Annotated in this window: 24 protein-coding genes and 2 other annotated features; of the genes, 1 reads left to right on the plus strand and 23 read right to left on the minus strand. The window is 35.0% G+C overall.

Annotation, left to right across the window (positions count from 1 at the left end; genetic code table 11):
* The 20 genes from HP569_RS14615 to HP569_RS10155 form a co-directional block, all read right to left on the minus strand.
* Positions 1 to 175, minus strand: a 175-nt coding sequence (locus HP569_RS14615; RefSeq protein ID WP_182199881.1) for a transposase, incomplete at its 3' end; no start/stop codon positions are given.
* Positions 176 to 253: 78 nt separating this feature from the next.
* Complete coding sequence (gene rplT, locus HP569_RS10065) at positions 254 to 610, minus strand: 50S ribosomal protein L20 (protein WP_182201048.1); 357 nt, start codon at positions 608 to 610, stop codon at positions 254 to 256.
* Positions 611 to 659: 49 nt separating this feature from the next.
* Positions 660 to 854, minus strand: a complete 195-nt coding sequence (gene rpmI, locus HP569_RS10070; RefSeq protein WP_182201049.1) for a 50S ribosomal protein L35 — start codon at positions 852 to 854, stop codon at positions 660 to 662.
* Positions 855 to 888: 34 nt separating this feature from the next.
* Complete coding sequence (gene infC, locus HP569_RS10075) at positions 889 to 1,392, minus strand: translation initiation factor IF-3 (RefSeq protein WP_182201050.1); 504 nt, start codon at positions 1,390 to 1,392, stop codon at positions 889 to 891.
* A 132-nt stretch (positions 1,393 to 1,524) separates the two neighbouring features.
* Positions 1,525 to 1,649, minus strand: a sequence feature (ribosomal protein L20 leader region).
* A gap of 110 nt (positions 1,650 to 1,759) precedes the next feature.
* Complete coding sequence (gene thrS / locus HP569_RS10080) at positions 1,760 to 3,706, minus strand: threonine--tRNA ligase (protein ID WP_182201051.1); 1,947 nt, start codon at positions 3,704 to 3,706, stop codon at positions 1,760 to 1,762.
* 93 nt (positions 3,707 to 3,799) lie between these two features.
* Positions 3,800 to 4,023: a binding site (T-box leader), on the minus strand.
* Between the two features lie 59 nt (positions 4,024 to 4,082).
* Positions 4,083 to 4,904 carry a sporulation protein YtxC gene (ytxC, locus tag HP569_RS10085; protein WP_182201052.1) on the minus strand — a complete coding sequence of 274 codons (822 nt, stop codon included), beginning with the start codon at positions 4,902 to 4,904 and terminating at the stop codon, positions 4,083 to 4,085.
* A gap of 135 nt (positions 4,905 to 5,039) precedes the next feature.
* Complete coding sequence (dnaI, locus tag HP569_RS10090) at positions 5,040 to 5,975, minus strand: primosomal protein DnaI (protein WP_182201053.1); 936 nt, start codon at positions 5,973 to 5,975, stop codon at positions 5,040 to 5,042.
* A gap of 13 nt (positions 5,976 to 5,988) precedes the next feature.
* Complete coding sequence (locus HP569_RS10095) at positions 5,989 to 7,347, minus strand: replication initiation and membrane attachment family protein (protein ID WP_182201054.1); 1,359 nt, start codon at positions 7,345 to 7,347, stop codon at positions 5,989 to 5,991.
* Between the two features lie 61 nt (positions 7,348 to 7,408).
* Positions 7,409 to 7,876, minus strand: coding sequence for a transcriptional regulator NrdR (gene nrdR / locus HP569_RS10100; RefSeq protein WP_182201055.1), 468 nt, complete (start codon positions 7,874 to 7,876; stop codon positions 7,409 to 7,411).
* 31 nt (positions 7,877 to 7,907) lie between these two features.
* Positions 7,908 to 8,297, minus strand: coding sequence for a cytosolic protein (locus HP569_RS10105; protein WP_182201056.1), 390 nt, complete (start codon positions 8,295 to 8,297; stop codon positions 7,908 to 7,910).
* Between the two features lie 187 nt (positions 8,298 to 8,484).
* The gene (gene speD / locus HP569_RS10110; protein ID WP_281366453.1) at positions 8,485 to 8,862 is read right to left on the minus strand and encodes an adenosylmethionine decarboxylase; all 378 of its coding nucleotides are present in this window, start codon (positions 8,860 to 8,862) and stop codon (positions 8,485 to 8,487) included.
* Between the two features lie 308 nt (positions 8,863 to 9,170).
* Positions 9,171 to 9,764, minus strand: a complete 594-nt coding sequence (gene coaE, locus HP569_RS10115) for a dephospho-CoA kinase (protein ID WP_182201057.1) — start codon at positions 9,762 to 9,764, stop codon at positions 9,171 to 9,173.
* Positions 9,765 to 9,790: 26 nt separating this feature from the next.
* Entirely contained in the window at positions 9,791 to 10,423 is a 633-nt protein-coding gene (gene ytaF / locus HP569_RS10120; RefSeq protein ID WP_182201058.1) for a sporulation membrane protein YtaF, read from the minus strand.
* An 89-nt stretch (positions 10,424 to 10,512) separates the two neighbouring features.
* The gene (gene mutM / locus HP569_RS10125) at positions 10,513 to 11,349 is read right to left on the minus strand and encodes a DNA-formamidopyrimidine glycosylase (protein ID WP_182201059.1); all 837 of its coding nucleotides are present in this window, start codon (positions 11,347 to 11,349) and stop codon (positions 10,513 to 10,515) included.
* 15 nt (positions 11,350 to 11,364) lie between these two features.
* Complete coding sequence (polA, locus tag HP569_RS10130) at positions 11,365 to 14,001, minus strand: DNA polymerase I (RefSeq protein WP_182201060.1); 2,637 nt, start codon at positions 13,999 to 14,001, stop codon at positions 11,365 to 11,367.
* A 165-nt stretch (positions 14,002 to 14,166) separates the two neighbouring features.
* Positions 14,167 to 15,555: a two-component system histidine kinase PnpS gene (gene pnpS, locus HP569_RS10135; RefSeq protein ID WP_182201061.1), complete on the minus strand. Its 1,389-nt coding sequence runs from the start codon at positions 15,553 to 15,555 to the stop codon at positions 14,167 to 14,169.
* Positions 15,555 to 16,250: a response regulator transcription factor gene (locus HP569_RS10140; RefSeq protein WP_182201062.1), complete on the minus strand. Its 696-nt coding sequence runs from the start codon at positions 16,248 to 16,250 to the stop codon at positions 15,555 to 15,557. The genes pnpS and HP569_RS10140 overlap by 1 nt, the downstream gene beginning before the upstream one ends.
* A gap of 194 nt (positions 16,251 to 16,444) precedes the next feature.
* Positions 16,445 to 17,716, minus strand: a complete 1,272-nt coding sequence (gene icd / locus HP569_RS10145; protein WP_182201063.1) for an NADP-dependent isocitrate dehydrogenase — start codon at positions 17,714 to 17,716, stop codon at positions 16,445 to 16,447.
* Between the two features lie 43 nt (positions 17,717 to 17,759).
* Positions 17,760 to 18,878, minus strand: coding sequence for a citrate synthase (gene citZ / locus HP569_RS10150; protein ID WP_182201064.1), 1,119 nt, complete (start codon positions 18,876 to 18,878; stop codon positions 17,760 to 17,762).
* 170 nt (positions 18,879 to 19,048) lie between these two features.
* Complete coding sequence (locus tag HP569_RS10155) at positions 19,049 to 19,513, minus strand: DUF441 domain-containing protein (RefSeq protein WP_182201065.1); 465 nt, start codon at positions 19,511 to 19,513, stop codon at positions 19,049 to 19,051.
* A gap of 65 nt (positions 19,514 to 19,578) precedes the next feature.
* Here HP569_RS10155 and ytvI point away from each other — a divergent pair, with 65 nt between their 5' ends.
* The gene (gene ytvI, locus HP569_RS10160) at positions 19,579 to 20,742 is read left to right on the plus strand and encodes a sporulation integral membrane protein YtvI (RefSeq protein WP_182201066.1); all 1,164 of its coding nucleotides are present in this window, start codon (positions 19,579 to 19,581) and stop codon (positions 20,740 to 20,742) included.
* Positions 20,743 to 20,748: 6 nt separating this feature from the next.
* Here ytvI and HP569_RS10165 read toward each other — a convergent pair whose 3' ends face one another.
* The 3 genes from HP569_RS10165 to pfkA all read right to left on the minus strand — a co-directional run bounded on the left by HP569_RS10165 (position 20,749) and on the right by pfkA (position 24,026).
* Complete coding sequence (locus HP569_RS10165) at positions 20,749 to 21,141, minus strand: FxsA family protein (RefSeq protein ID WP_182201067.1); 393 nt, start codon at positions 21,139 to 21,141, stop codon at positions 20,749 to 20,751.
* A gap of 107 nt (positions 21,142 to 21,248) precedes the next feature.
* A complete protein-coding gene (pyk, locus tag HP569_RS10170) occupies positions 21,249 to 23,012 on the minus strand; it encodes a pyruvate kinase (protein ID WP_182201068.1) in 1,764 nt (587 codons plus the stop codon).
* 54 nt (positions 23,013 to 23,066) lie between these two features.
* Entirely contained in the window at positions 23,067 to 24,026 is a 960-nt protein-coding gene (gene pfkA / locus HP569_RS10175; RefSeq protein ID WP_182201069.1) for a 6-phosphofructokinase, read from the minus strand.
* Between the last annotated feature and the right edge of the window lie 18 nt (positions 24,027 to 24,044).

The following is a 24,044-nucleotide window of genomic DNA, read 5'->3' on the forward strand; positions in this document are numbered from 1 at the left end:
TATGTTTTTTCCTCATTAATCCCTCCACTCCAAATTTCTCAAATACCTTTACCCATCTTTTTAATGGTGAACTGCTTTTCATACCGTGCTTCCTTGCTAATATATCATAACCCAATTTTCCATCTTGATATTCTTTTACTAGCATTAATTTAAATTGTTCACTATATTTAGCCATAAAAATACACCCCAAAAGTTAGATTTTCACTCTAACTTTTGGGGTGCAGTACAAAATAGTAGTTCTTGTTATAATCGCTTATTTTAAAGCTGCTTTAGCTTTTTCAGCTAATTGCGCAAATGCTTTTTCGTCATTAATAGCTAAATCAGAAAGCATTTTACGGTTCACTTCAATACCCGCTAATTTCAAACCGTGCATTAAACGGCTATATGAAAGATCATTCAAACGTGCTGCAGCGTTAATACGTGCGATCCATAATTTACGGAAGTCACGTTTTTTCTGTCTGCGGTCACGGTATGCATACTGACCTGATTTCCATACTTGTTGTTTTGCTGTTTTAAACAGCGAATGTTTTGAACCATAATATCCCTTTGCAAGCTTTAATATACGTTTACGACGCTTACGTGTAACTGTTCCACCTTTAACACGTGCCATAGTAATTCCCTCCTATATATCTAAACAAAATCAGTTAGTTTAATAATTATTAGTTGTGTAGCATTTGCTTAATACGTTTGTAGTCACCAGCAGATACTACTGCACTCTTGCGAAGTTTACGCTTTTGTTTTTGTGACTTGTTAGCGAACAAGTGACTTGTATATGCGTGAGAGCGTTTAAGCTTTCCAGTACCTGTCTTTTTGAAACGTTTTTGTGAGCCTTTATGAGTTTTCATTTTTGGCATGAGTAGTTCCTCCTTTTAAAACATAAACAAATATTTATTTTTCTTTGATTGGTCCAAGCATTAGAAACATGCTACGACCTTCCATTTTAGGCTTTTGTTCTACTGTAGAAAGATCTTTACATTCTTCAGCCATACGTTCTAATACTTTTTGGCCTAATTCTTTGTGAGTAATCGCACGTCCGCGGAAACGGATCGAAACTTTTACTTTATCACCTTTGTCAAGAAATTTTCTAGCATTACGCAATTTGGTATTAAAATCATGTTCTTCAATACCAGGGCTTAATCGAACTTCTTTGAGATTAATCACTTTTTGATTCTTACGCGCTTCTTTTTCTTTCTTTTGTTGCTCAAAACGGTATTTACCATAATCCATGATACGGCATACCGGTGGTTTTGCATTTGGTGCAACTAGAACTAAATCAAGATTTCTTGTTTGCGCAATATCCAATGCTTCCTGACGTGATTTAACACCAAGTTGATCGCCATTTGAATCAATGAGACGAACCTCGCGTGCTCTAATTTTCTCATTGACATTCATATCTTTGCTAATAATCAGCCACCTCCGTGAATTTTTAAAAGCGTGATGAGCTATGATCTTATACTATTATCTAAATATATAACAGCAATCAGACCGATTTAATGGTCTCTCTGACACATTTCATTGTTGATTCCATTAAAAAAAGTGTCGGTACATATTGCACCCACACGTCTCCAAGTTAATACTCTTAAAGATAACCTGTCAACTACATATATATGTGTCAATCAGGCGAGAAGCGGGTGCCTCTACTTTTCTTCAGATCATATTCAATTACACTTTTATTATAATAGCATGGCTAAACAATCATGTCAACAACTTCTTAAAAAAGTTAGAGAAGGCACCACAAAAGATGCCTCCTCGCTTATCATTACTTTAGTACTCTTTGTTGTATTTCAGTTGTGATATTTTTTATGAATTCAGCTAGTTCAATTGTTTCTGAATCTTTTTCTCCATAGCGACGGACATTTACTGCTTGATCTTCCATTTCTTTATCACCGACAACGAGCGCATATGGAATCTTTTGTGTTTGTGCTTCTCGTATCTTATAGCCTAGCTTCTCGTCACGTTGATCGAGCTCTACACGAACGCCAGCAAGACGAAGCGCATCCTCTACTTCTTTTGCATATGATGAATGGGCATCTAGTGATACTGGAATGATCCTTGCTTGAATTGGTGCTAACCACGTTGGGAATGCACCTTTATATTCTTCAATTAAGAAAGCAACAAAGCGTTCCATTGTTGATACTACCCCGCGATGAATGACAACTGGACGATGTTCTTTTCCATCTTCACCAATGTAAGTTAAATCAAATTGCTCTGGCAAGTGGAAATCTAATTGAACCGTAGATAAAGTCTCATCTTTACCTAAGGCTGTTTTTACTTGCACGTCCAATTTCGGACCATAGAAAGCCGCTTCTCCTTCAGCTTCTACATAGTCAAGCTTCATATCTTCCATTGTTTCTTTTAACAATGATTGTGCTTTATCCCACATTTCATCATTGTCAATATATTTTTCTGTATCAGCCGGATCACGATAAGAAAGACGGAAATGGTAATCTTCAATTCCAAAATCTTTGTACACGTGTTGAATCAATTCAACCACACGGATAAACTCTTCTTTTAATTGATCTGGACGCGCAAAAATGTGTGCATCATTTAGTGTCATTGCTCTTACACGCTGTAAGCCAGCTAGTGCCCCAGACATTTCGTGACGGTGCATCATGCCTAATTCAGCAATACGTACCGGTAGATGACGGTAGCTATATAGTTGATTTTTATAAACCATCATGTGATGTGGACAGTTCATTGGACGCAACATTAGATCTTCATTATCCATTTCTAAAATTGGGAAGTTATCATCTTTATAATGATCCCAATGTCCACTTGTTTTATATAATTCTACACTACCTAACACAGGAGTATAAACATGATCATAACCTAATCTTTCTTCTAAATCTACAATATATCTTTCGATTGTACGGCGAATTGTTGCACCTTTAGGCAACCACAACGGTAATCCTTGTCCAACCTTCTGTGACACTGTAAATAGTTCTAATTCTTTTCCTAATTTGCGATGATCTCTTTCTTTTGCTTCTTCGCGTAAGCGTAGGTATTCATCTAAGTCTGCCTTTTTCACAAAGACTGTTCCATACACACGCTGCAGCATTTTATTTTTGCTATCTCCACGCCAGTATGCGCCAGAAATACTTAACAATTTAAATACTTTAATTTTACTAGTCGATGGAACATGTATACCTCGACATAAATCAAAGAATTCACCTTGTTTGTAAATAGAAACTTGTTCTCCTTCAGGAATCGCATCAATTAATTCTAGTTTTAAATTATCTCCAATTTCCTCAAAGCGACGAATTGCTTCTTCACGCGAGACATCCTCACGTACAATTTCAAGGTTCTCATCAACAATACGCTGCATCTCTTTTTCAATTCTAGGCAAGTCTTCAGGTGTAATTGTTTGATCCATATCAATATCATAATAAAAGCCATCTTCAATCGTTGGTCCAACACCTAATTTCACATCTTCACCATATAAACGCTTAATCGCTTGAGCCATTACATGTGCTGTTGAATGGCGCATAATTTCAAGACCTTCCGCTTGCTTGTTTGTAATAATAGCGATTTCCCCATCATGTGGTAGAGCAGTGCGTAAGTCAAAATACTCACCATCTAGCGTTATAGCTAATGCTTGTTTCTTTAATCCAGGAGAAATAAATTGCGCGATATCTTCTCCAGTTGTTCCTTTGGCAAATTCTTTTTTTGCCCCATCTGGAAATGTAATCATAATTTGTTCTTCCATCTTTGTTCAGCTCCTCTTATCAAATAAATCGTACATGCACTAGCAGAGAAAAGGATTGCATATAAAAAAACGCCCATCCCTCTGCTCCAATAGCAAAGGGACGAGCGTTGACTCGTGGTTCCACCCTTAATTTCTAAATCATTTTGTGATTTAGCTTCATTCAGCCTTTAACGCAGGTATACGCTGTTTCTTACTAATTTATTCAAAAACAGAGTTCAGAGGTGGTAATGTTATGCAGAGCGGACAGGAAGCTTCCAGCATTTGCTCCCCTCTCTAAGAACGTCATACAATCATCTTGTCCTCATCAAAACTTTTTTCATTACTTATGAATATGTTTTGTATTATAGAATGATTTAGATAAAAAATCAAGTCCCCATCACTCTACGTGTGCAAAAGGAAATGATTGTAGACGTTTATATGTCACTCGTTCTTGAAAAATGTTACGAACTGCTGTCGTTTTTGCTTCACTAGGATCATGACCATAAATATAAATGCGATATGGCGCAAGTGCTAATATTGGTGTTAGATTTAACTCGTTCTCATCTAATCCAACAATATATAAAGGTTCTTCTGATATTTTTTCTTTTAGTGCTTCATTTGAATAGGTATACCCATCTTCTCGATAAAAAGTAAATTGTTTCCCTTGTACAATATGTAGCACATCTGATTTGACTGGCTGATTTGTGATATAATCTCGAACCGACTGAATAAAATGCTGATAGCGTTCCTCTTGTTTCCATTCATCAATCGCATAGCCTATCTCACTTATCATTATTTCATGAAATAAATCATCATAACGACTAATACACGCTTGATAATCTAGTGGAGTGTTATCATCCATTTCTAATAAAATAATATGCAATAATTTCTTTTTTTCTTGAAATTCCAATTCATTTATCGTCCCATCCCACAACAACGCTCGCTCAAAAATCAACTCTAATATTGTATTAATATCGTGTTCTTTTTCAAAATAATAATGTTTTTTTATCATTTCTACGATGGTATTTTTTCTTGAATGAATAATCCACATCTCCATAAGTAATCTTGCAAGCTTCACACGCAAACTACTTTCTTTCTCAGAAGTAATAGTAATAATCCCCCCTTCTCCTTCGCCTACTTCACAAATGAATCGCTCTCTTGCCAGCTTTCGATAAAAGTACATCCTATCTACTTCATTACTCATTAATAGTTGTATCATTCACATCACCCTATCCCAATCAAACTGTTATATTATATGGGACAAGTAACGAAAAGATGAATAATTATCGGCTGTTTTGAAAAATAAAAAAGTTGCCCTTAACGGACAACTTCTGCGTATCATGCATTATTCTATTTATCTTCTTCTGTTCTCTGAAAAAAGTGGTACTTGCTCACTTAATTGTTTCATACGCTCAATAATACGGCCTGCCTTTAATTCTTCCACATCCCCTTTTGATGTAATCGCTAAATGTTTTTCTAATTGGGATAGGCTATAGTTTGAGCTAAAGAAAACAGGCAAGCGCTCCATCATTCGATATTGAAGAATAGAACCAAGAATTTCATCTCTAAACCATGCTGAAATTGACTCTGCACCAATATCATCGATCATCAATACAGGAATCGTTTTAAATTGTTCGATTTTTTCTTGCAAGGAATCATTTCCAAGAGAAGCTTTCATCTCACGAACAAACTCAGGCATGTAAATTAACATACATTGAATATGGTTGTCAGCTAATTCGTTTGCGATTGCTCCTAAGAAATACGTCTTTCCAACACCAAAGGGACCATAAAAATAGAATCCCTTTTCAGGTGCTTTACCATCATCTAATGCATTAACATATTCAATCACTTTACGAATAGCGTCATGTCTTTTCGGGTCTTGATCGTCCAAGTCACGCATGGATGCTTGTAACACATCTTTAGGCATATGCAAACTTTTAATTAATTTTGCACGTTGCTGTTGTTTTTCTTGTAAGATGGTATATTTACATTTCTCATAATAGATATGAATTTCTTGATCGTTTATTTCAATTCGCGGTTTGTAACCTGGCAGAACGTTATTCGCACAGCCACCTTTGGCACAATTATCACAGTTCTTATTCTGAGAGTGGTATTCATATAACTTCATTAATTGGCGATCAATGGACTCTTTTGTTAATGATGGATGGTTCTCTAGGATTTCTATAATATCTGGATCCGTTAAAATTTCTTTCTTCATTTCTCCATAGACGGTTTGAAACGTTTGATTTTCTCTCATCCATTTTTTTAATGATTTCTGAATCGGTTCCATTTAACCACCTCCACTATGAGTGATATTTCTTTTTGTTATAATTACGCAACAACTCACTAACATCTGAACTATCATCTGAGGCTGACTGTTCTTGTTTCGTTTCTTCTTGCTGTTCTTGCTTTTGTTTCTTAAACCAGTCTGGCACAATTTCCTTTTTAACCGATTTTTGATAATACGGCTTTTTATTAGTAGACCATTGTTGATATTTATTATGTTCCGATTTAGCTAATGTCATCGCTTGTCTGACCGTTTTTACGTTTTTTCTAGCCCAATGACTTGCTATCTTTTCTAAATAAGATTTAGTTAATTTCATATCTGTTTTTAACATGACATAATGAATCAGAACATTCATCACACCTGGTGTAAGACCTTGTTGCGACATAACATCAGCAACCATTTTCAGATCTTGTTTCGATGGTTGATTTCCATTCGATAAATCTTCTAACAACTCTCTCGGTGAAATTTCTTCCAGCATACGCGCGAATTGATCTTGTTTACTCATCGGCTTTTCTGATTTGGGTTGTACTTTCTCTCTTTGATTGACTACTTTTAATGGTTTATCATTGACTGGAGTAAATTGTTGATACAACTCTAAACATGCCGCTTTAAATTCTTTCTGATTGAGAAGATGTTCATCTGATAGAGCCCAGATTAACGCTTTTTCTATATCCAAAGTGGTCAATTGATAGAGTGCAGCCATTTGATTGATTAATTTTATGTTATTTGCAGTTAAAATTTTCTCAACCGGTAGCATGCGTTCCACTAAAGCTTGTGATAAGTCATTAGTAGAAATAGATGAACGATCAACATTTGGACCTTGATTGCTCTCTGTATTAATTGGTTGAACTAAACCATTATCTACTATTGGATTTTCATGAAAAACTTGATCAAACGATGCCGTAATATTGTTTCCAGCTTGCCTATCTTGATCTTTATCCAGCTCAAATTGCTGGTATAGCAAATTATATTTTTCTATACCAATTTGATGTGACAGCATTTGCGAAAGCATACCATCTGAGAAAAATTGTGCCGGCGTACATGGCATAATTAATTGGTATATAAAAACCGTTTCGTTTTCATTGTCTAACTGATATGTCTCTAATAATCCAATTGCCTCAAGCCGTGTTCTTGCTTGATATATTTGTGGCAATGTTAAATCAACAAACTGCATCAATGTGTGATGTGTGTATGGTTGTTTTGAATTAGGGGTAGTTAAGTATTGACTTAAAAAAGTCATGAATAACGAAGTAGCTTGGTTTCCTATTAATGGCTGATACAGTTGCATAAGTGATTGTATATGCATATGTGTGAATACATCATTTGAATGAATATTATAACCATGGCTAGGTAATAGTTTACCGATATGCTCCATAACTGTCCCCCCTTAAGACTTTGAGTAGCAAAGAAAAAAGAGCCAACCCGGCTCCATTGGCTTATGACTTATCATCTGCATTATTTATAATATCTTTTAATTCATCTAAAAAGACGCTAATATCCTTGAATTGACGGTATACGGAAGCAAATCGTACATAGGCTACTTCATCTATAGAAGATAATCTTTTCATCACTAATTCGCCAACTTCTTTACTCGCTATCTCAGATACGCCATTATTACGCAACTCTTTTTCTACATCTAATGCCAGCTCTTCTAATTGTTCTAAAGCAACGGGTCTTTTTTCACATGCCTTGATCAGTCCACGTATTAATTTCTCTCTGCTGAAGGCTTCTCTTATTCCCTCTTTTTTAACAACAATAAGCGGAATCTCTTCTGTTCGTTCGAAGGTTGTAAAACGAAATTCACACGCTTCACATTCCCTTCTTCTACGTATGGAATGCCCTTCTTCTATTGGTCTAGAATCCAATACTCTTGTATGCTTATCATTACAATTTGGACAACGCATGATAACCCATCCTATTCTATATTACTTAAAATTATTTAACGCTCTCGATATATGGTAGTTCTTTTTTAAATTCATTATATAACTTAGGGATTAGCTTATGACTGTAGCCCAAATCAAATGGAACAGCTGATTCTGTTGTAACAGAAAAATCGACTGCAGTTTGAAACGGTTTAACCATAATAACAGTCACAATAATGAATGCTTTTCTTTTCCCTTTGAAATTGACACTAATTTCTCCATGTTCTTTAGATGTTGCTATAATATCACAACCAGTTTTGTTGCGAAAGTATGCTTCAATCGTTTGAAAAGCTTTATCTTTTGTAGTTTTGAAATAATGTGTTTGAAGCTGCTTGTCCCAGTGATTTTCATTTGTTTCTGAATGATTATTAAAAAATTTCTCAAATGATTCTCTTAATCCCATGTTCTACACCTCTATCATTATATATAACTAATATAAGTGTAACATGTTTCCTGTAAGAAAACGATATCACAGTGATTTATTTTTCACACTGCATTCTAATAGGGTTTAAAGATATTTTCATTCTATAACAAAAGCTCCTTTTTCTGCAACACTCTTGAAAAGGAGCTTTCTGTCTTATTAATTTATATTAAAGAGCACGATGTTTCGGAACAGAAATTGGCCCCATACCTCGAGGTACTTCTGCTCTTTCACATTTTTTTGATTCCAGCGCTTCAGAAATGTAATCACAAGCAACGTTTGGATCAATAATATCACCACATGTATAAACGTCAATACTTGCATAACCATGCTCTGGAAAACTGTGAATCGTTAAATGAGATTCTGATATAATCACAACACCACTAACACCTTGAGGTGCAAATTTATGAAAGGCTACTTCACGAATCTCCGCTCCTGCTTTTAAAGCTGCATTAACAAAAATTCGCTCAATTTGTCCCATATCATTCAGTGTATCTATGTTACAATCCCACATTTCAGCAATAACATGTCTTCCCATTGTATCCAACTTAAATCTCCCCCTTACACTTTATTTCGTTTCAAATAAATATGAATAGTTGCCACGGGGGGAAGTTAGTCCAAAGAGATCCTAACCCTTTAAGCAACCACTTTAACACTGCTTCACAGAACCTTTACAAGTAGCTAAATGGTTTCACTACATGTGCAAAAAAAGTATATATGGTTTTTAAATTTTTGGCAAGATATTTTGTAAAAATAAAATGGATCTCCTGCTTTAATATTTACCAAATAATTTGTAAATATAGCATTCATCCACTTGTTTTTTAATATGACCACTAAAAATATATTTATGTGTAACTATACCAATGTATTCATAAAAGCTGTAAATTGTTGTTCCAATTCATCAATAGAGCCATTATTATCTAGAATAACATCTGCTTTCTCTGCTTTCTGTGTAATAGATATTTGTGATTGAATACGATCTGTCGCCTCTTCTTTCGTTAATTTATTCCTTTTCATTAATCGAGCGAGCTGAGTCTCTGGACGTGAATAAACAACAACAATCATATCGACTAAATCTTCTAACTGACTTTCAAATAATAAAGGGATGTCCAATACAATCAATGGATGATTTTCTTTTATCAACCGATCTCGTTTGTTTAACATAACATTCTTTACTTGAGGATGAACAATATTGTTTAAAAGTTGTCGCTTCTTTTCATTTGAAAAAACGATATTTCCAAGTTTTCGACGATTTAACTGACCATCTTCTTGTATAACTGAAGATCCAAAAGTATTGATGATTTGATGATAGGCTTCTTCTCCCGGCTCGACTACTTGCTTCGCTATTTGATCCGCATCAATTACTGGTATACGACTCGCCTTAAAAAGATTAGAAACAGTACTTTTACCTGTAGCGATTCCTCCTGTTAGCCCGATAATTGTCGACATTACATTTGTCCATCCTTTCTAAACACTTATACCATCTTTATAATTCCAATTAAAATTAAAAGAATTCCTGGTAGCATACTTAAACGTGCAAAAGCCTTGCTATTCGAGAGTTTCTTTCCTGTTTGTAACCCTAGATAGAGAAAGGTACTTGTTGCCACACCAATACTTATTGCTGAAAGTATAATTGGCAAACCGACCAATGCAGAGCCAATGCCAGCTGCAAAAGAATCTAATGACAGTGCGATACCTAATAGGATAACTTCCATTCCTGAAATATTACCTGATCGGTCCATATCAGCTAACAATGGTTTTTTTAAAATTTGAATGACAAGGCCAAGTGATTTTATCTCAATCTTCCATTCAATTGCTGTCTTGCTCGCTTTCGAGTCATTTGATTTAAATACAGATAGTAACACCCAAATACCAATACAAATTAATAATAGCCCCCCAATTACATTTGAGGCAACCGGAGTTATTAAAATTGTAATCGCATTACCTATAAGCATAGCAATAAAAAACACAATCGCTGAAATTATACCTATTATAATAATCGATCGAATAGAAATCAATACATCACGTAAGCCATAAGTTAATGCAACAGAAAAGCTATCTAAACTTACCGCGAAAGTAAGCAATACTATCGTTAGTATTGGTGTCATAAAAATACCCCTTCCTGACTTTGCAACTATACTATATGAATAGTATATGGAAGGAGTATTTGGGCGTGCATTTGAATATTTATGAATGATTAGCTGCTAGGTAGTGGTTGGCAAACCTCACAAACATGTGTCCCTCGATTAGAGACCTTCATTTTACTAATTGGATGACCACAACGCTTACAAGGCTTATTCTCTTGTCCATAAGCAAATAATTGTTGTTGAAACATTCCTATCTGACCTTGACTATTTATATAGGAACGTATGGTTGTTCCACCTTGCTCAACCGCTTCCTGTAAAGTTTGCTTTGCTTGATCAAGAATTGTTTTTAACTCCAAGACAGTAAGCGTGCTTCCTTTGCGTAATGGATGAACCTGCGCTCTATATAACGTTTCGTCAACATATATATTCCCTAACCCCGCAACTATTTGCTGATCTAACAGGATATTCTTTATGACACGATCACTTTTTTGAATGACAGGAATAATCTGTTCCACCGAATATGCTTCTTCAAATGGATCAGGTCCTAATAAACTCAACGGCTTCTGCTTCTCCGCTTCTTCTTTAGAAAACAAATGCATTGTTCCAAATTTGCGAACATCTTGGTAACGCAATTGTTTTCCACTTTCAAAATCAAATACGACGTGAACATGTTTATCTGATGTTTCATGGCGCTCAAACACACCATACTTCCCTTCCATTCGTAAGTGGGAAACCAATGTGTAATTGGATAATTCAAATAATAAAAATTTACCTTTACGATGTATGTCTTTAATGCTTTCACCTTTGATTAACTCAGTGAATCGTTGTGAATCATCTGGGTGTTTAATAATTTTAGGCCAAGTCACGGTAACCGCTTGAATCGTTTCACCGACTACTAGCTCTTTTAATGTTTTTCTAATTGTTTCTACTTCTGGTAATTCTGGCATATGAAATCCTCTTTCTTATTTCGCATCAAACCATGTTGTTCCATAAGCATAATCAACTTTCAGAGGAACAGATAGCGATACTGTTTCTTCCATTACTTTTGGTACTAATTGTTTTAATGTTTCAATTTCGTCTTCTGGTGCTTCAAGAATTAATTCATCATGTACTTGCAATAGCATACGTGCTTGAAGCCCTTTTTCTTCTAATGCATGCTCCAAATCAATCATTGCTTTTTTAATAATGTCTGCTGCACTTCCCTGAATTGGTGTATTCATTGCTGTCCGTTCTGCAAAGCTACGCATATTAAAATTACGGCTTGTTATATCTGGAAGATAACGTCTACGGTGCATGATTGTCGTAACAAAACCATTTTGCTTCGCTTCTCGAACGGTATCATCCATATATGTTTTTACACCGGGATAGCTTTCAAAGTATCGATCAATAAATGCTTTTGCTTCTTTTCTTGTGATGCCAAGGTTTTGGGAAAGGCCATAATCACTAATACCATAAACAATACCAAAGTTTACTGCTTTGGCTTGTCGTCGCATATTATCATCCACTTGATCAGCAGTAACATGAAAGACATCCATTGCTGTTCGCGTATGAATATCCATATCGTCTCTAAATGCTTGTACTAATTTTTCATCTTGTGCAATGTCTGCTAACACGCGTAGTTCAATTTGAGAATAGTCAGCAGCAAAAATAACCCACTTATCCTTTGATGGAATAAATGCTTTTCTAATTTTCTTTCCTTCTTCTAAACGAATCGGTATATTTTGCATGTTTGGATCGGTTGAGCTTAAACGACCTGTTTGTGTTAAGGCTTGATTAAAACGTGTATGAATTTTACCATCTTCATGAATAACTTTTAATAAGCCCTCAATATAAGTAGATTGCAGTTTACCTAGTTGACGATACAATAACAGCTTCGGAATTATTGGATGCTTATCTTGTAATTGTTCTAAAACATCTGCAGAAGTAGAATAGCCTGTTTTTGTTTTTTTAATTACTGGTAGTTCTAATTTTTCAAATAGAATTGGACCTAATTGTTTTGGCGAATTTAAATTAAATGTTTCTCCTGCTAGTTCATACACTTCTTGTTCAATTTTATCTAAACGTATTTTTAATTCTTCTTTCATTGTTTCTAATTGTGATTGATCAATAGAAACACCTAAAGCTTCCATTCTTCCTAAAATCAGTGCTAACGGGAGCTCTAATTCATACAATAGCTCCAATTGCTGATTTTTCTCTAATTCTTTTTCTATTTCAGCTTTTAAGGTAAACAGCATTGACGTTTTTCTTCCGATATGGTCTGCCAATTGCTCTTGGTTCGGAATCTTTTGCTTTGCACCTTTTCCATATACCTCTTCATCATACAATGCTAAATTATATCCTCTTCGATTACTTATTGCTGGAATATCATGGTGATTTTCAGAAGGATTGATCAAATAGGAAGCTAATAATAAGTCAAACGTAATTCCTTTAATAGCTATTGATTCACGCTGTAGTGCAACTGTTACCTTCTTTGCGTCAAAGACCCATTTTTTTTGTAAAGCATCTTCAGCCCATTTTTTAAAAGTGGCAGAGTTTAACGCAACATCTTTAGGTATGAAATAGGATTTATTTTGATTTGTAATACCGAAACCCTCAATCGGTGCTAAATGATAATTATCCGCTAGTATTTCCACTGTCAATGCTACTGTTCCATCGAACAAATCATCAGAGATTTGATCGATTATTTCAACTTCTATATCATCCAATTGTGTCGGTGATTGATCCTCTTCACTTGTTGCCCCAGAAATTTTAGTTAATAAGGACTGAAAACCTAAGTCTTTAAAAAATTTACTTAATTCTTCCGAGTTATAGCCCGTATATGATGTTTCTTCTAATTTAATTTCAATTGGTGAATTGCATTCTATTGTTACTAATTGTTTACTCATTAGTGCATCTTCTTGATGGTTTTCTAATTTTTCTTTCAACTTCTTTCCACTAACTTTATCAACATTGTCAAATACATTTTCTAATGTAGAAAACTGTTTCAATAACTTCACTGCCGTTTTTTGACCAATTCCTGGAACGCCAGGAATATTATCCGAACTGTCACCCATTAATGCTTTCATATCAATAATCTGATCTGGAGATACTTCCATTTTTTCCATCATAAATGTTGGTGTATAGGCATCTATATCACTAAGACCTTTTTTAGTTAACTGTACTTGAGTCTTATCAGAAACAAGCTGCAGCAAATCTTTATCTCCTGAGATCACACGAACATCAAAATCATTCGCCTCACCTATTTTAGCTAATGTACCGATAATATCATCTGCTTCATAATTCTCAAGGTCATAATGTTTAATTGAACTAGCATCTAACAATTGTTTTACAAGCGGGAATTGTTCGGCTAATTCTGATGGAGTTTTTTGTCTACCACCCTTATAATCCTTATATGTTTCATGTCTGAAAGTGGTTTTACCTGCATCAAACGCGACAAGCATATGTGTTGGTTTTTCATCTTCAAGAATTTTTAATAACATTGTTGTAAAGCCGTATACTGCGTTTGTATAAACACCTTTATCATTATTTAAAAGTGGTAAAGCAAAGAATGCACGATAAAGAATGCTATTTCCATCAATCAAGACTAATTTATTACTCATTATATTAAACCCCTTCCAAATTGGTCATATGTATACAATTGAACAGTCTTTATTATTCTATCATGTTTAGCGAAAAATAGAAAAAACCTCACCCTTGATGAAAAACATCGTATAGGTGAGGTAGCAATTTGTTGTGAATGTAGTCAACAAAAAAACTATTTTGATTTATTTCACTGCTTTTGATTTAGGTAATTCGATAGTAACCGTTGTTCCGCAATCAAGTTTGCTTTTCACTTGTATTTTCCCTTTATGTGCTTCAACGATATGTTTCACAATGGCAAGACCTAATCCAGTACCACCGGTGTTACGGCTTCTGTCTCTGTCTACACGGTAAAACCGCTCAAAAATACGGCTTATTTCATCTTCTGGAATACCTATCCCTGTATCTCGTACAATAATTATAATTTTATCGTTTACTGCACTTACTTCAAGGTCAACTTTACCACCTTGAGGTGTATAATTAACGCCGTTATTTAATAAATTAATAAATACTTGCTTTAATCGATCTAAATCTGCTTCAATTTGCAAATTATCATCAAGATGATAGTTAAATTCAACAATCTTCTTTTTAGCTTGATGTTGAACCATAGGGATAATTTCTTGATTAATATTTTCTGTTAATTGTATTTGACGATAATTTAATTGCATTTCATCTTTTTCTAATTTTGATAGCTCTAATAAATCATGAACTAATGCTTGTAACCTGTCACTTTCTTTGTATATAATCTTTAGGAACTTGTCCTGAATTAGGATATCATTCGTATCATCATCTAATAACGTTTCTGCAAATCCTTTAATTGAAGTAATTGGAGTCTTCAATTCATGTGATACGTTTGCCACAAAGTCTTTCCGCGTTTGCTCTAGTCGTTTAAGATCAGTAATATCATGAAATACTAAAACGGCTCCTTTTAGCGCTTTAAACTCATTGAAAATTGGTGCACCAACAATTTCAATGTATCTCTTCTCGACATCCGTTTGAATGGTAAACGCATTTTTCACTTTTTTTTCATATAAAAAAGCTTCTTGAACAACCCTGTGAATTGGCTTTTGTTCTAAGACATTATAATATAAAAAACCAACGTAATCATTCTTAGATTTGGAAAAAAGCTGAAGAAACTTTCTATTCACCAAATGGACATATCCCCGTTCATCAATAAGCATAACTGCACTTTCCATATTATTGATCACTGTTCGCAATTGATTTCCTTGAATCTTCTCTTGAACTGTCATTTCTTGAAGATTTCGCGCGAGCACATTTAGCGCATTACCTAATTTACCTACATCACCATAGTAAGATTCATAAGCTCGAACATGGTAATTCCCTTCTCCAAGTTGTTCTGCAACTGTTGCTGCGGAATGGATTGGTTTAATATAACGATCAATAATTTGATATAACATAATAAGAAAAATAATAAATCCACCGAACAATGTTAACAGAACAATCCATTTTTCATTATTCATGACCAATGGTGCAATAATAAAACCGATGGCAAACAAAACAAGTCCAACAATAACAGCATAACTTATAAACAGTTTTGGTGTAGACTGTTTCATCAAGATGGCTCCTCCATTTTATATCCTAATCCGCGGATGGTTTTTATGTAAATAGGGTTCTTCGTATCAGGCTCAATCTTATCCCTTAAATGACTGATATGTACATCAACAATTCTTGTATCTCCTACAAAATCATAATTCCATACTGCACTTAACAATTGATCACGTGATAATACCTTACCTTTATTTTTTGCTAAGTATAACAGTAACTCAAATTCCTTACGAGTAAATGTCAGCAAATCATCAAAGATAATTGCCTCATACTGTTCAGGATGAATGGTGAGGTCTGCTATTTTTATTACTTGTGTTTGGTTGTCTTTTTCTTCCTTATTTGTGCGACGTAAGATTGCTTTAATACGAGCGACGACTTCTTTTGGGCTGAATGGTTTTGTTAAATAGTCATCTGCTCCTAGCTCAAGTCCCAACACTTTATCAAATTCATCATCTTTTGCCGTTAACATTAAAATTGGTGTATCAATTTGTTTTTGTCTTAGCTTTTTGCAAACTTCTGTACCATCTAATTCCGGAAGCATTAAATCAAGTAAGATGATATCAAACTCATCTGTCATCGCCTTTTCTAATCCTGTTTTTCCAGTGTATGCAACATCTGTCTGAAATCCTGCCTTTTCAATATTATACTGTAGTAAAGTTACGATCGAATCCTCATCATCTACGATTAATACTTTTTGGTTCATCTACTCGCCACCCTTTTCTTTTCAACTAGCTTTCTCTTCATCATACAATGAAGCAAAGATAAAGTGAATACAGTTAACAAATAAAGTACCTAATATTAATGTAAAAAAATCTTTACAAACTTTACATTGCATTTATATTGTTTAAATTAAAAAACTGTTACATAGGTTAGTTTCTCCCATGTAACAGTTTGATATTAATCCATGTTATCAATTAATGCTTGTCCAAACCCTGAAGTTTTTACTTCTGTTGCATTTTCCATCATACGAGCAAAGTCATAAGTCACTACTTTTGAACCAATCGTCTTGTCCATTGATTTTGTAATTAGTTCAGCAGCTTCTCTCCAACCCAAATGTTCAAGCATTAGTACACCTGAAAGAATGACAGAAGATGGATTTACTTTATCTAATCCAGCATATTTTGGTGCAGTACCATGTGTCGCTTCAAAAATTGCATGCCCTGTTTCGTAATTAATATTCGCTCCAGGTGCAATACCGATTCCACCAACTTGTGCAGCAAGTGCATCCGAGATATAATCACCATTTAGGTTCATGGTCGCAACGACATCAAATTCTTTTGGACGTGTTAAGATTTGTTGCAAGAAAATATCTGCAATGGCATCTTTAACGATAATCTTACCAGCAGCCTCAGCAGCAGCTTGTGCTTTATCTGCAGCTTCTCGTCCTTCTTTTTCAACAATTTGATCATATTCAGCCCATGTGAATACTTTGTCACCATATTCAGCTTCAGCTAAAGCATAGCCCCAATTCTTAAACGCTCCTTCAGTGAATTTCATAATGTTACCTTTGTGAACCAATGTAACACTCTTTCTACCTTCTTTAATCGCATAGTCAATAGCTGCACGAACAAGACGGCTTGTCCCTTCTTCTGATACAGGCTTTACACCAATTCCAGATGTTTCAGGGAATCGTATGTTTGTTACACCCATTTCGTTTTGTAAAAAGTCAATAACCTTTTTCACTTCATCTGAACCTTTTTGCCATTCGATTCCAGCATAAATATCTTCCGTATTTTCACGGAAAATAACCATATCTGTATCTTCTGGACGTTTTACAGGAGAAGGAACACCGTCAAAGTAACGAACTGGACGTAAACAAGTGAACAAATCCAATTGCTGACGAAGCGCCACATTTAAAGAACGAATTCCACCGCCAATTGGTGTAGTTAAAGGACCTTTTATAGCAATTTTGTATTCTCTAATTGCATCCAATGTTTCTTCAGGTAACCATTCACCAGTTTTATCAAAAGCCTTTTGACCAGCATAAACTTCTTTCCATACAATAGATTTTGTTCCATTATAAGCCTTTTCTACTGCAGCTTCGATTACTTTACTCGCAGCAGCCCAAATGTCAGGGCCTGTTCCGTCTCCTTCAATAAAAGGAATAATTGCGTTATCTGGTGTTTGAACGACACCATTTGTTACTGTAATTTTTTCACCTTTAGTCATGTTTATGTCCCCCTTAAATATATTAATACTTGTATACTATCGTCTATTGACGTTCTTCCAAAGGAATAAATGATTGAGCAACTGGACCAACATATTCTGCACGTGGACGAATTAAACGATTATTGTCATACTGTTCTAAAATATGAGCTAGCCACCCAGAAGTACGACTCATTGCAAAGATTGGTGTGAATAAATCATGAGGAATTTCAAGACAATGATAGACAGATGCGGAATAAAAATCAACATTCGCTGGTAATCCTTTTTTCTCTTTTATATAAGACTCGATTTCAACCGACATCTCATACCACTTAGATTGACCTGTCTGGTTCGTAAGTTGTTTCGACATTTCCTTTAAATACTTTGCACGAGGATCACCAGTTCGATAAACGCGATGTCCCATCCCCATAATTTTTTCTTTATTATTTAATTTTTCCTTAATATAAGGAATGGCACGGTCTACCTCACCGATTTCTGATAACATTCGCATTACTTGCTCATTCGCACCACCATGAAGTGGACCTTTCAAGGCTCCAATTGCGGCAGTTACACCCGAATACAGATCGCTTAATGTCGCTACACAGACACGCGCTGTAAATGTAGAAGCATTTAATTCATGATCAGCATGGAGAATTAAAGCTTTATTAAAAGCTTCTACCTCTAATTCATTCGCTTCTGACCCCCGAAGCATATATAGAAAATTGGATGCATAATTTAAATCTTTTCGTGGAGCAATTGGAACTTTACCTTCTCTAATTCTAGCAAATGCAGCAATAATAGTTGAAATTCTTGCTTGTAATCGAATTGCCTTACGAATATTTGCATCATGGTCCATATTTTCTACTTCGTCATCATGCAAGCCAAGCATAGAAATCGCTGAACGTAGGGCAGCCATAGGATGTACATTAGCATAATCATACGTATGTAAATGTTGTATCATTTCATTAGGAATTTCCATATTTGCTATAATTGCATGCTTGAACTTCTCTAATTCGACTTGTGTCGGAAGCTTTTTATGCCACAATAGATAAACCACTTCTTCAAAACTAGAATACTTGACCAAATCATCAATTTGATAACCAACATAAGATAATTGATCATCAATAATTGAGCTAATTGATGATTCTGTCGCAATAATACCCTCTAGTCCCTTAGTAGTTGACATCGCGTTCCTCTCCTTCTCTGTCACATTCCGAATTTCTGTTCGTGCGACTTTATGTTTTTTGAATATTCGACCTATTTAAAAGAGTATTTTTATCTAGGTTTAACACTTCTACCAAGAAAATTGCAGGAAGTATCACCATAACCATCTATTAATTTGTTTTCATGTACTGTTTAAGGGATAAAGAAATCAACCATACGCATAACCATGTACGCAATCCCTGCACCAATTAATGGCCCTACTGCAACACCTTGGAAAAAAACGACTGCTAAAATTGTTCCCATTACTAACGCTGTAGTTAAATGTGGATCATTTGCCAGCAAATCTAGTCCACCTCTAGCCACAATAGCTACAAACATTCCAGCAGCTAATGCAATCCAGCCATAATATGATTTAACACTTGATAAAAGATCACTAAATCCAATATCACCATTGGCTATAGGTACTAAAACAGCAATCGTAATAATCGTTACTCCCCACAACATCCCTTTGTCCTGTATGTAAGGAAATAATTTTTCATCCATTTTAAACAATTGAATGCCTAACAAAACGTAGACAGCTATCATGATCGATTGGTTCTTACCTATAAAACCTAAAACAAATAAAATTAATAAAAATAATGTTGATTGATTAAACATGCATACGCCTCCAAGCTATCATCAAAACGGCGATTAATTTTTATATTATCACATATTTTGTCCAAATGGAAAATATCTTTATGATAGATACTATATTTGGAGCGATTATTATGTATTCACGACATACTGTTCTTCAATTATTACGATTCATACAAGTGATTGGGATTTGCGGTTTGTTATTTTTCGCTGTATATATCTCGGTCATTTACCTATATCCATTTTTAATTGCATTTTTACTAGCTCTGTTGTTAAGAAAACCGATAAAATTTCTTAAAAAAACATTACCAGTAACACATGGATTCGCTTGCTTTTTAAGCATTTTTGCTGTTTTTTTACTCCTATTATTTTTAATTACGTTTAGTACCATAGAATCGATTCAAGCTTTTAAATATTTATCTAAACATATACCAGAGCAGATTCATACGTTATCCAAATTCTTTCAACTACTGTTGGACAACCACCTGATGCCTTTCTACACCAGATTAGCAAATCAATTTGATGCATTAGAGCAATCACAGCAGCAAGTAATAGCACAACAGTTACAACAATCAATGGAGCAAATAACACAAACAAGCATCAAGTTACTTGAGACATTATTAAATAATTTAATAACAGGATTACAAGCAATACCAGCTTTTTTGTCCATTTGCATGTTTATACTACTTGGAACTTTTTTTATATGCAAAGAATGGTACAAGCTACTTGCGTGGCAGCAAACATACACACCTTTATTTTTAAAAGAGGTATTCTCATCAATTAGAGTAGCAGGAAAACAAACGTTCATAGGATATTTTAAAGCGCAGTTGATCTTAACTTGCATTTCTACAGTAATCATTTATCTAGGATTGATCGTGATTCGAGTGGATTTTGCTTTAACATTGGCACTGCTTATCGGTTTAGTAGATTTCATCCCTTATTTAGGTACTGGTTTGTTTTTCATACCATGGATTGGTTATTTATTTTTAACCGGAGAATATTCCCAAACCATTCCGTTAGCAACACTATATGGCATAGTAATTATACAGAGACAATTAATAGAACCTAAGTTAATGGCTACACATATTGGTGTAAATCCTTTATTGATCTTACTCATAACATTTATTTCATATAGGTTCTTTGGGGTGATCGGAATACTAATCGCACCTTTATTAATCATGTCGTTTCAAGTATTTCATCAATCAGGTTTAATAACTTTTATATGGAAATATGTGAAGCACGGACATTTATAAAGTACATTATCTTCTAAAAATTGTAATTGTCCCATTGCTTAATAATTTTTTTAAAAGATTCTGCAGCATTCGCTTTAATGGTACTCTTGTCACAGGTAGTAATAAGAAAAAACCAAGTGCATCTGTTATAAATCCTGGAGTTAAGAGCACAACGGCACCAATTAAAATACAAACACCATCAAATATTTGTTCAGCCGGGAGACGACCTTGATTCATTTCTAGTTGGGCAAGGCGTAACGTCTGTAATCCCTCTCGTTTTGCTAGGTAAGCTCCAAGCACGCCAGTTAATAAAATGAAAAAGATTACCCACCATGCACCGATCAAATTACCTGCCCAGACAAAAATACCAATTTCCAAGGCTGGTACGATAAGAATAAGTAGAAATAACCAACGAAACATTTTTCTTCCTCCCTTTTTAAGAAGATTGTTAAAAGGAGTTGTCTTAATGACAACTCCAATTAAAAGATCTAATAGTTAAAATAAATTATTTTTTGTAACTTTTATACTTAAAGGATACTAGCATGTCCTTCGTAGATATCACCTTTTTTAGCATCAATGGTAATTTCTGATCCATCTTCTAATACGTTCATTGCTTTTTTAACACCTACAATGACAGGAATACCTAGATCTAAACCGACTAAGGCAGCATGAGATGTTAATCCGCCTTCTTCTGTGATAATTCCACTAGCTTTTTCTAAAGCAGGCATCATATCTTTATCTGTACCATATGTTACTAAAATGTCACCTTTTGCTACTTTATTGTTCGCTTCTTCTGCATTCTTAACTAAAGCGACTTTACCAAAACAACTACCTTTTCCTACACCTTGTCCATCTGTTAATACATCACCAATCACATGTATTTTCATTAGGTTAGTTGTACCACTTTCTCCAACTGGAACACCAGCTGTAATAATGACACGATCACCACGTTTGAAATGACCAGTTGATAAACCTCTTTGGATCGCATGATCTAGCACGTCATCTGTAGAATATGCTAACTGTCCATCAATAGATTGAACACCCCATACAAGTGCAAGACGACGACTAACCTTCTCATCAAATGTTAACGCAACAATCGGTGCTTCTGGTCGATATTTAGAAATCATACGAGCAGTATGACCACTTACTGTCGGTGTTAAGATTGCATCAACATTTAAATTCATTGCAGAGTGATTAACTGATTGACTGATTGCATCTGTGATAGTAATGTCACTATGCTTCGAAAGATTATCTAATATTGTTTTGTGATTAATACCTGTTTCAGCCTTTGTAGCGATATTGCTCATTGTTTGAACCGCTTCTACAGGGTAATCTCCAGCTGCTGTTTCACCCGATAACATGATTGCATCTGTACCGTCAAAAATAGCATTGGCCACATCAGAAGCTTCTGCTCTTGTTGGTCTTGGATTACGCTGCATGGAGTCTAGCATTTGCGTTGCAGTAATAACCGGTTTACCTGCAATGTTACATTTTTGAATCATTTCTTTTTGAACCAATGGTACATCTTCTGGTGGAATTTCAACACCTAAATCACCACGAGCAACCATTAAGCCATCACTTACTTGAAGGATTGCATCTAGGTTATCTACACCTTCTTGGTTCTCAATCTTAGGTATAATATTAATAGCAGAACCATTATTCTCATCAAGTAATTCTCTAATTTCTAGTACATCAGAAGCACGACGTACAAAAGAAGCAGCAATGAAATCTACACCTTGCTCAATACCAAATTTAATATCAGCCGCATCTTTTTCTGTGATTCCAGGTAAGTTAACACTTACATTAGGAACGTTAACACCTTTTTTATTTTTTAAAGTTCCTGAGTTTAATGCAATTGTTTTAAGTTCTTTTTTATCAGTAAGGATTTCTTGCACTTCCAACTCAATTAAGCCATCATCAAGTAAAATTTTTGAACCTGGGTGTACATCATTGATTAATTCTGGATAAGTAACTGCGAACTTTTCTGTCGTTCCAAGCACTGTATCGTCCATTGAAATGTTAATGTTATTTCCTTTAACAACTTCAACTTGCCCATCTTTCATTACGCCAGTTCTAATTTCAGGACCCTTAGTATCTAAAAGAATTGCTACAGTCTTACCCGTTTTCTTTGATGCTTCACGAATATTTTTTATTCTTTGACCATGCTCATCAAAGTCTCCATGTGAAAAGTTAAGTCTCGCTACGTTCATTCCAGCTTCGATTAATTGAACTAATTTCTCTATTGATTCTGAAGCTGGTCCAATCGTACATACAATTTTTGTTCTTCTCATTGTGAAATTTCCTCCTTAAGATAGTCAACCTATTAAAACTTATAATGTTATGAATTAGATAGATAATTGGTTCGCTAAATTCACCATGTCCATATCTACTTCATGCTTACTCGTAAGAACATGTGTAATATCATGATCAACTAATTGATTATTCTCAATACCTACCATGCGCCCTGCTTTCCCTTCTAGGAGTAAATCAACTGCTTTTGCACCTAATCGACTTGCAAGCACGCGATCAAATCCAGTAGGTCGACCTCCACGCTGTATATGTCCTAAGACGGTAACTCTTGTCTCCATATCTGTTGCTTCTTGAATCTTACTACCAAGATCCATTCCTTTGCCAACACCTTCAGCAAGGACAATAATACTGTGTTTCTTTCCTCGTTCTTGACCTTTTTTTAATCGATCAATGACCATGTTAAAATCATGCGGCTTCTCTGGGATAAGAATACTTTCTGCTCCATCAGCTAAACCTGCCCATAGTGCTAGGTCTCCAGCATCTCTACCCATCACCTCAATCACATATGTACGTTCATGCGAAGTCGCTGTATCACGAATCTTATCAATCGCATCAATAATTGTATTTAACGCTGTGTCAAATCCAATTGTGAAATCAGTTCCTGTGATATCATTGTCAATTGTTCCGGGCACACCAATACAAGGATATCCTTTTTGAGTTAACTTCACAGCACCCTGAAAAGAACCATCCCCTCCAATGACAATTAAACCTTCAATACCAAATTTGTTCAATTGCTCAATTGCTTTTTCTTGACCGGCTTCTGTTTTGAATTCTTCAGATCGTGCGGAATATAAAATCGTTCCCCCACGTTGTATGATGTCACCTACAGAACCAATCTCTAATTGTTTAATGTTACCTTCCATTAAACCTTGGTATCCATTATAGATTCCGTAAACCTCCATATCATGAAAAATCGCTTTTCGCACGACAGCACGAATAGCGGCATTCATTCCTGGAGCGTCACCTCCACTAGTTAAAATCCCAATCTTCTTCATCCTTATCACCTCAGTTAA

This window comes from Paraliobacillus salinarum, assembly GCF_014083865.1.
Classification (GTDB): domain Bacteria; phylum Bacillota; class Bacilli; order Bacillales; family Amphibacillaceae; genus Paraliobacillus; species Paraliobacillus salinarum.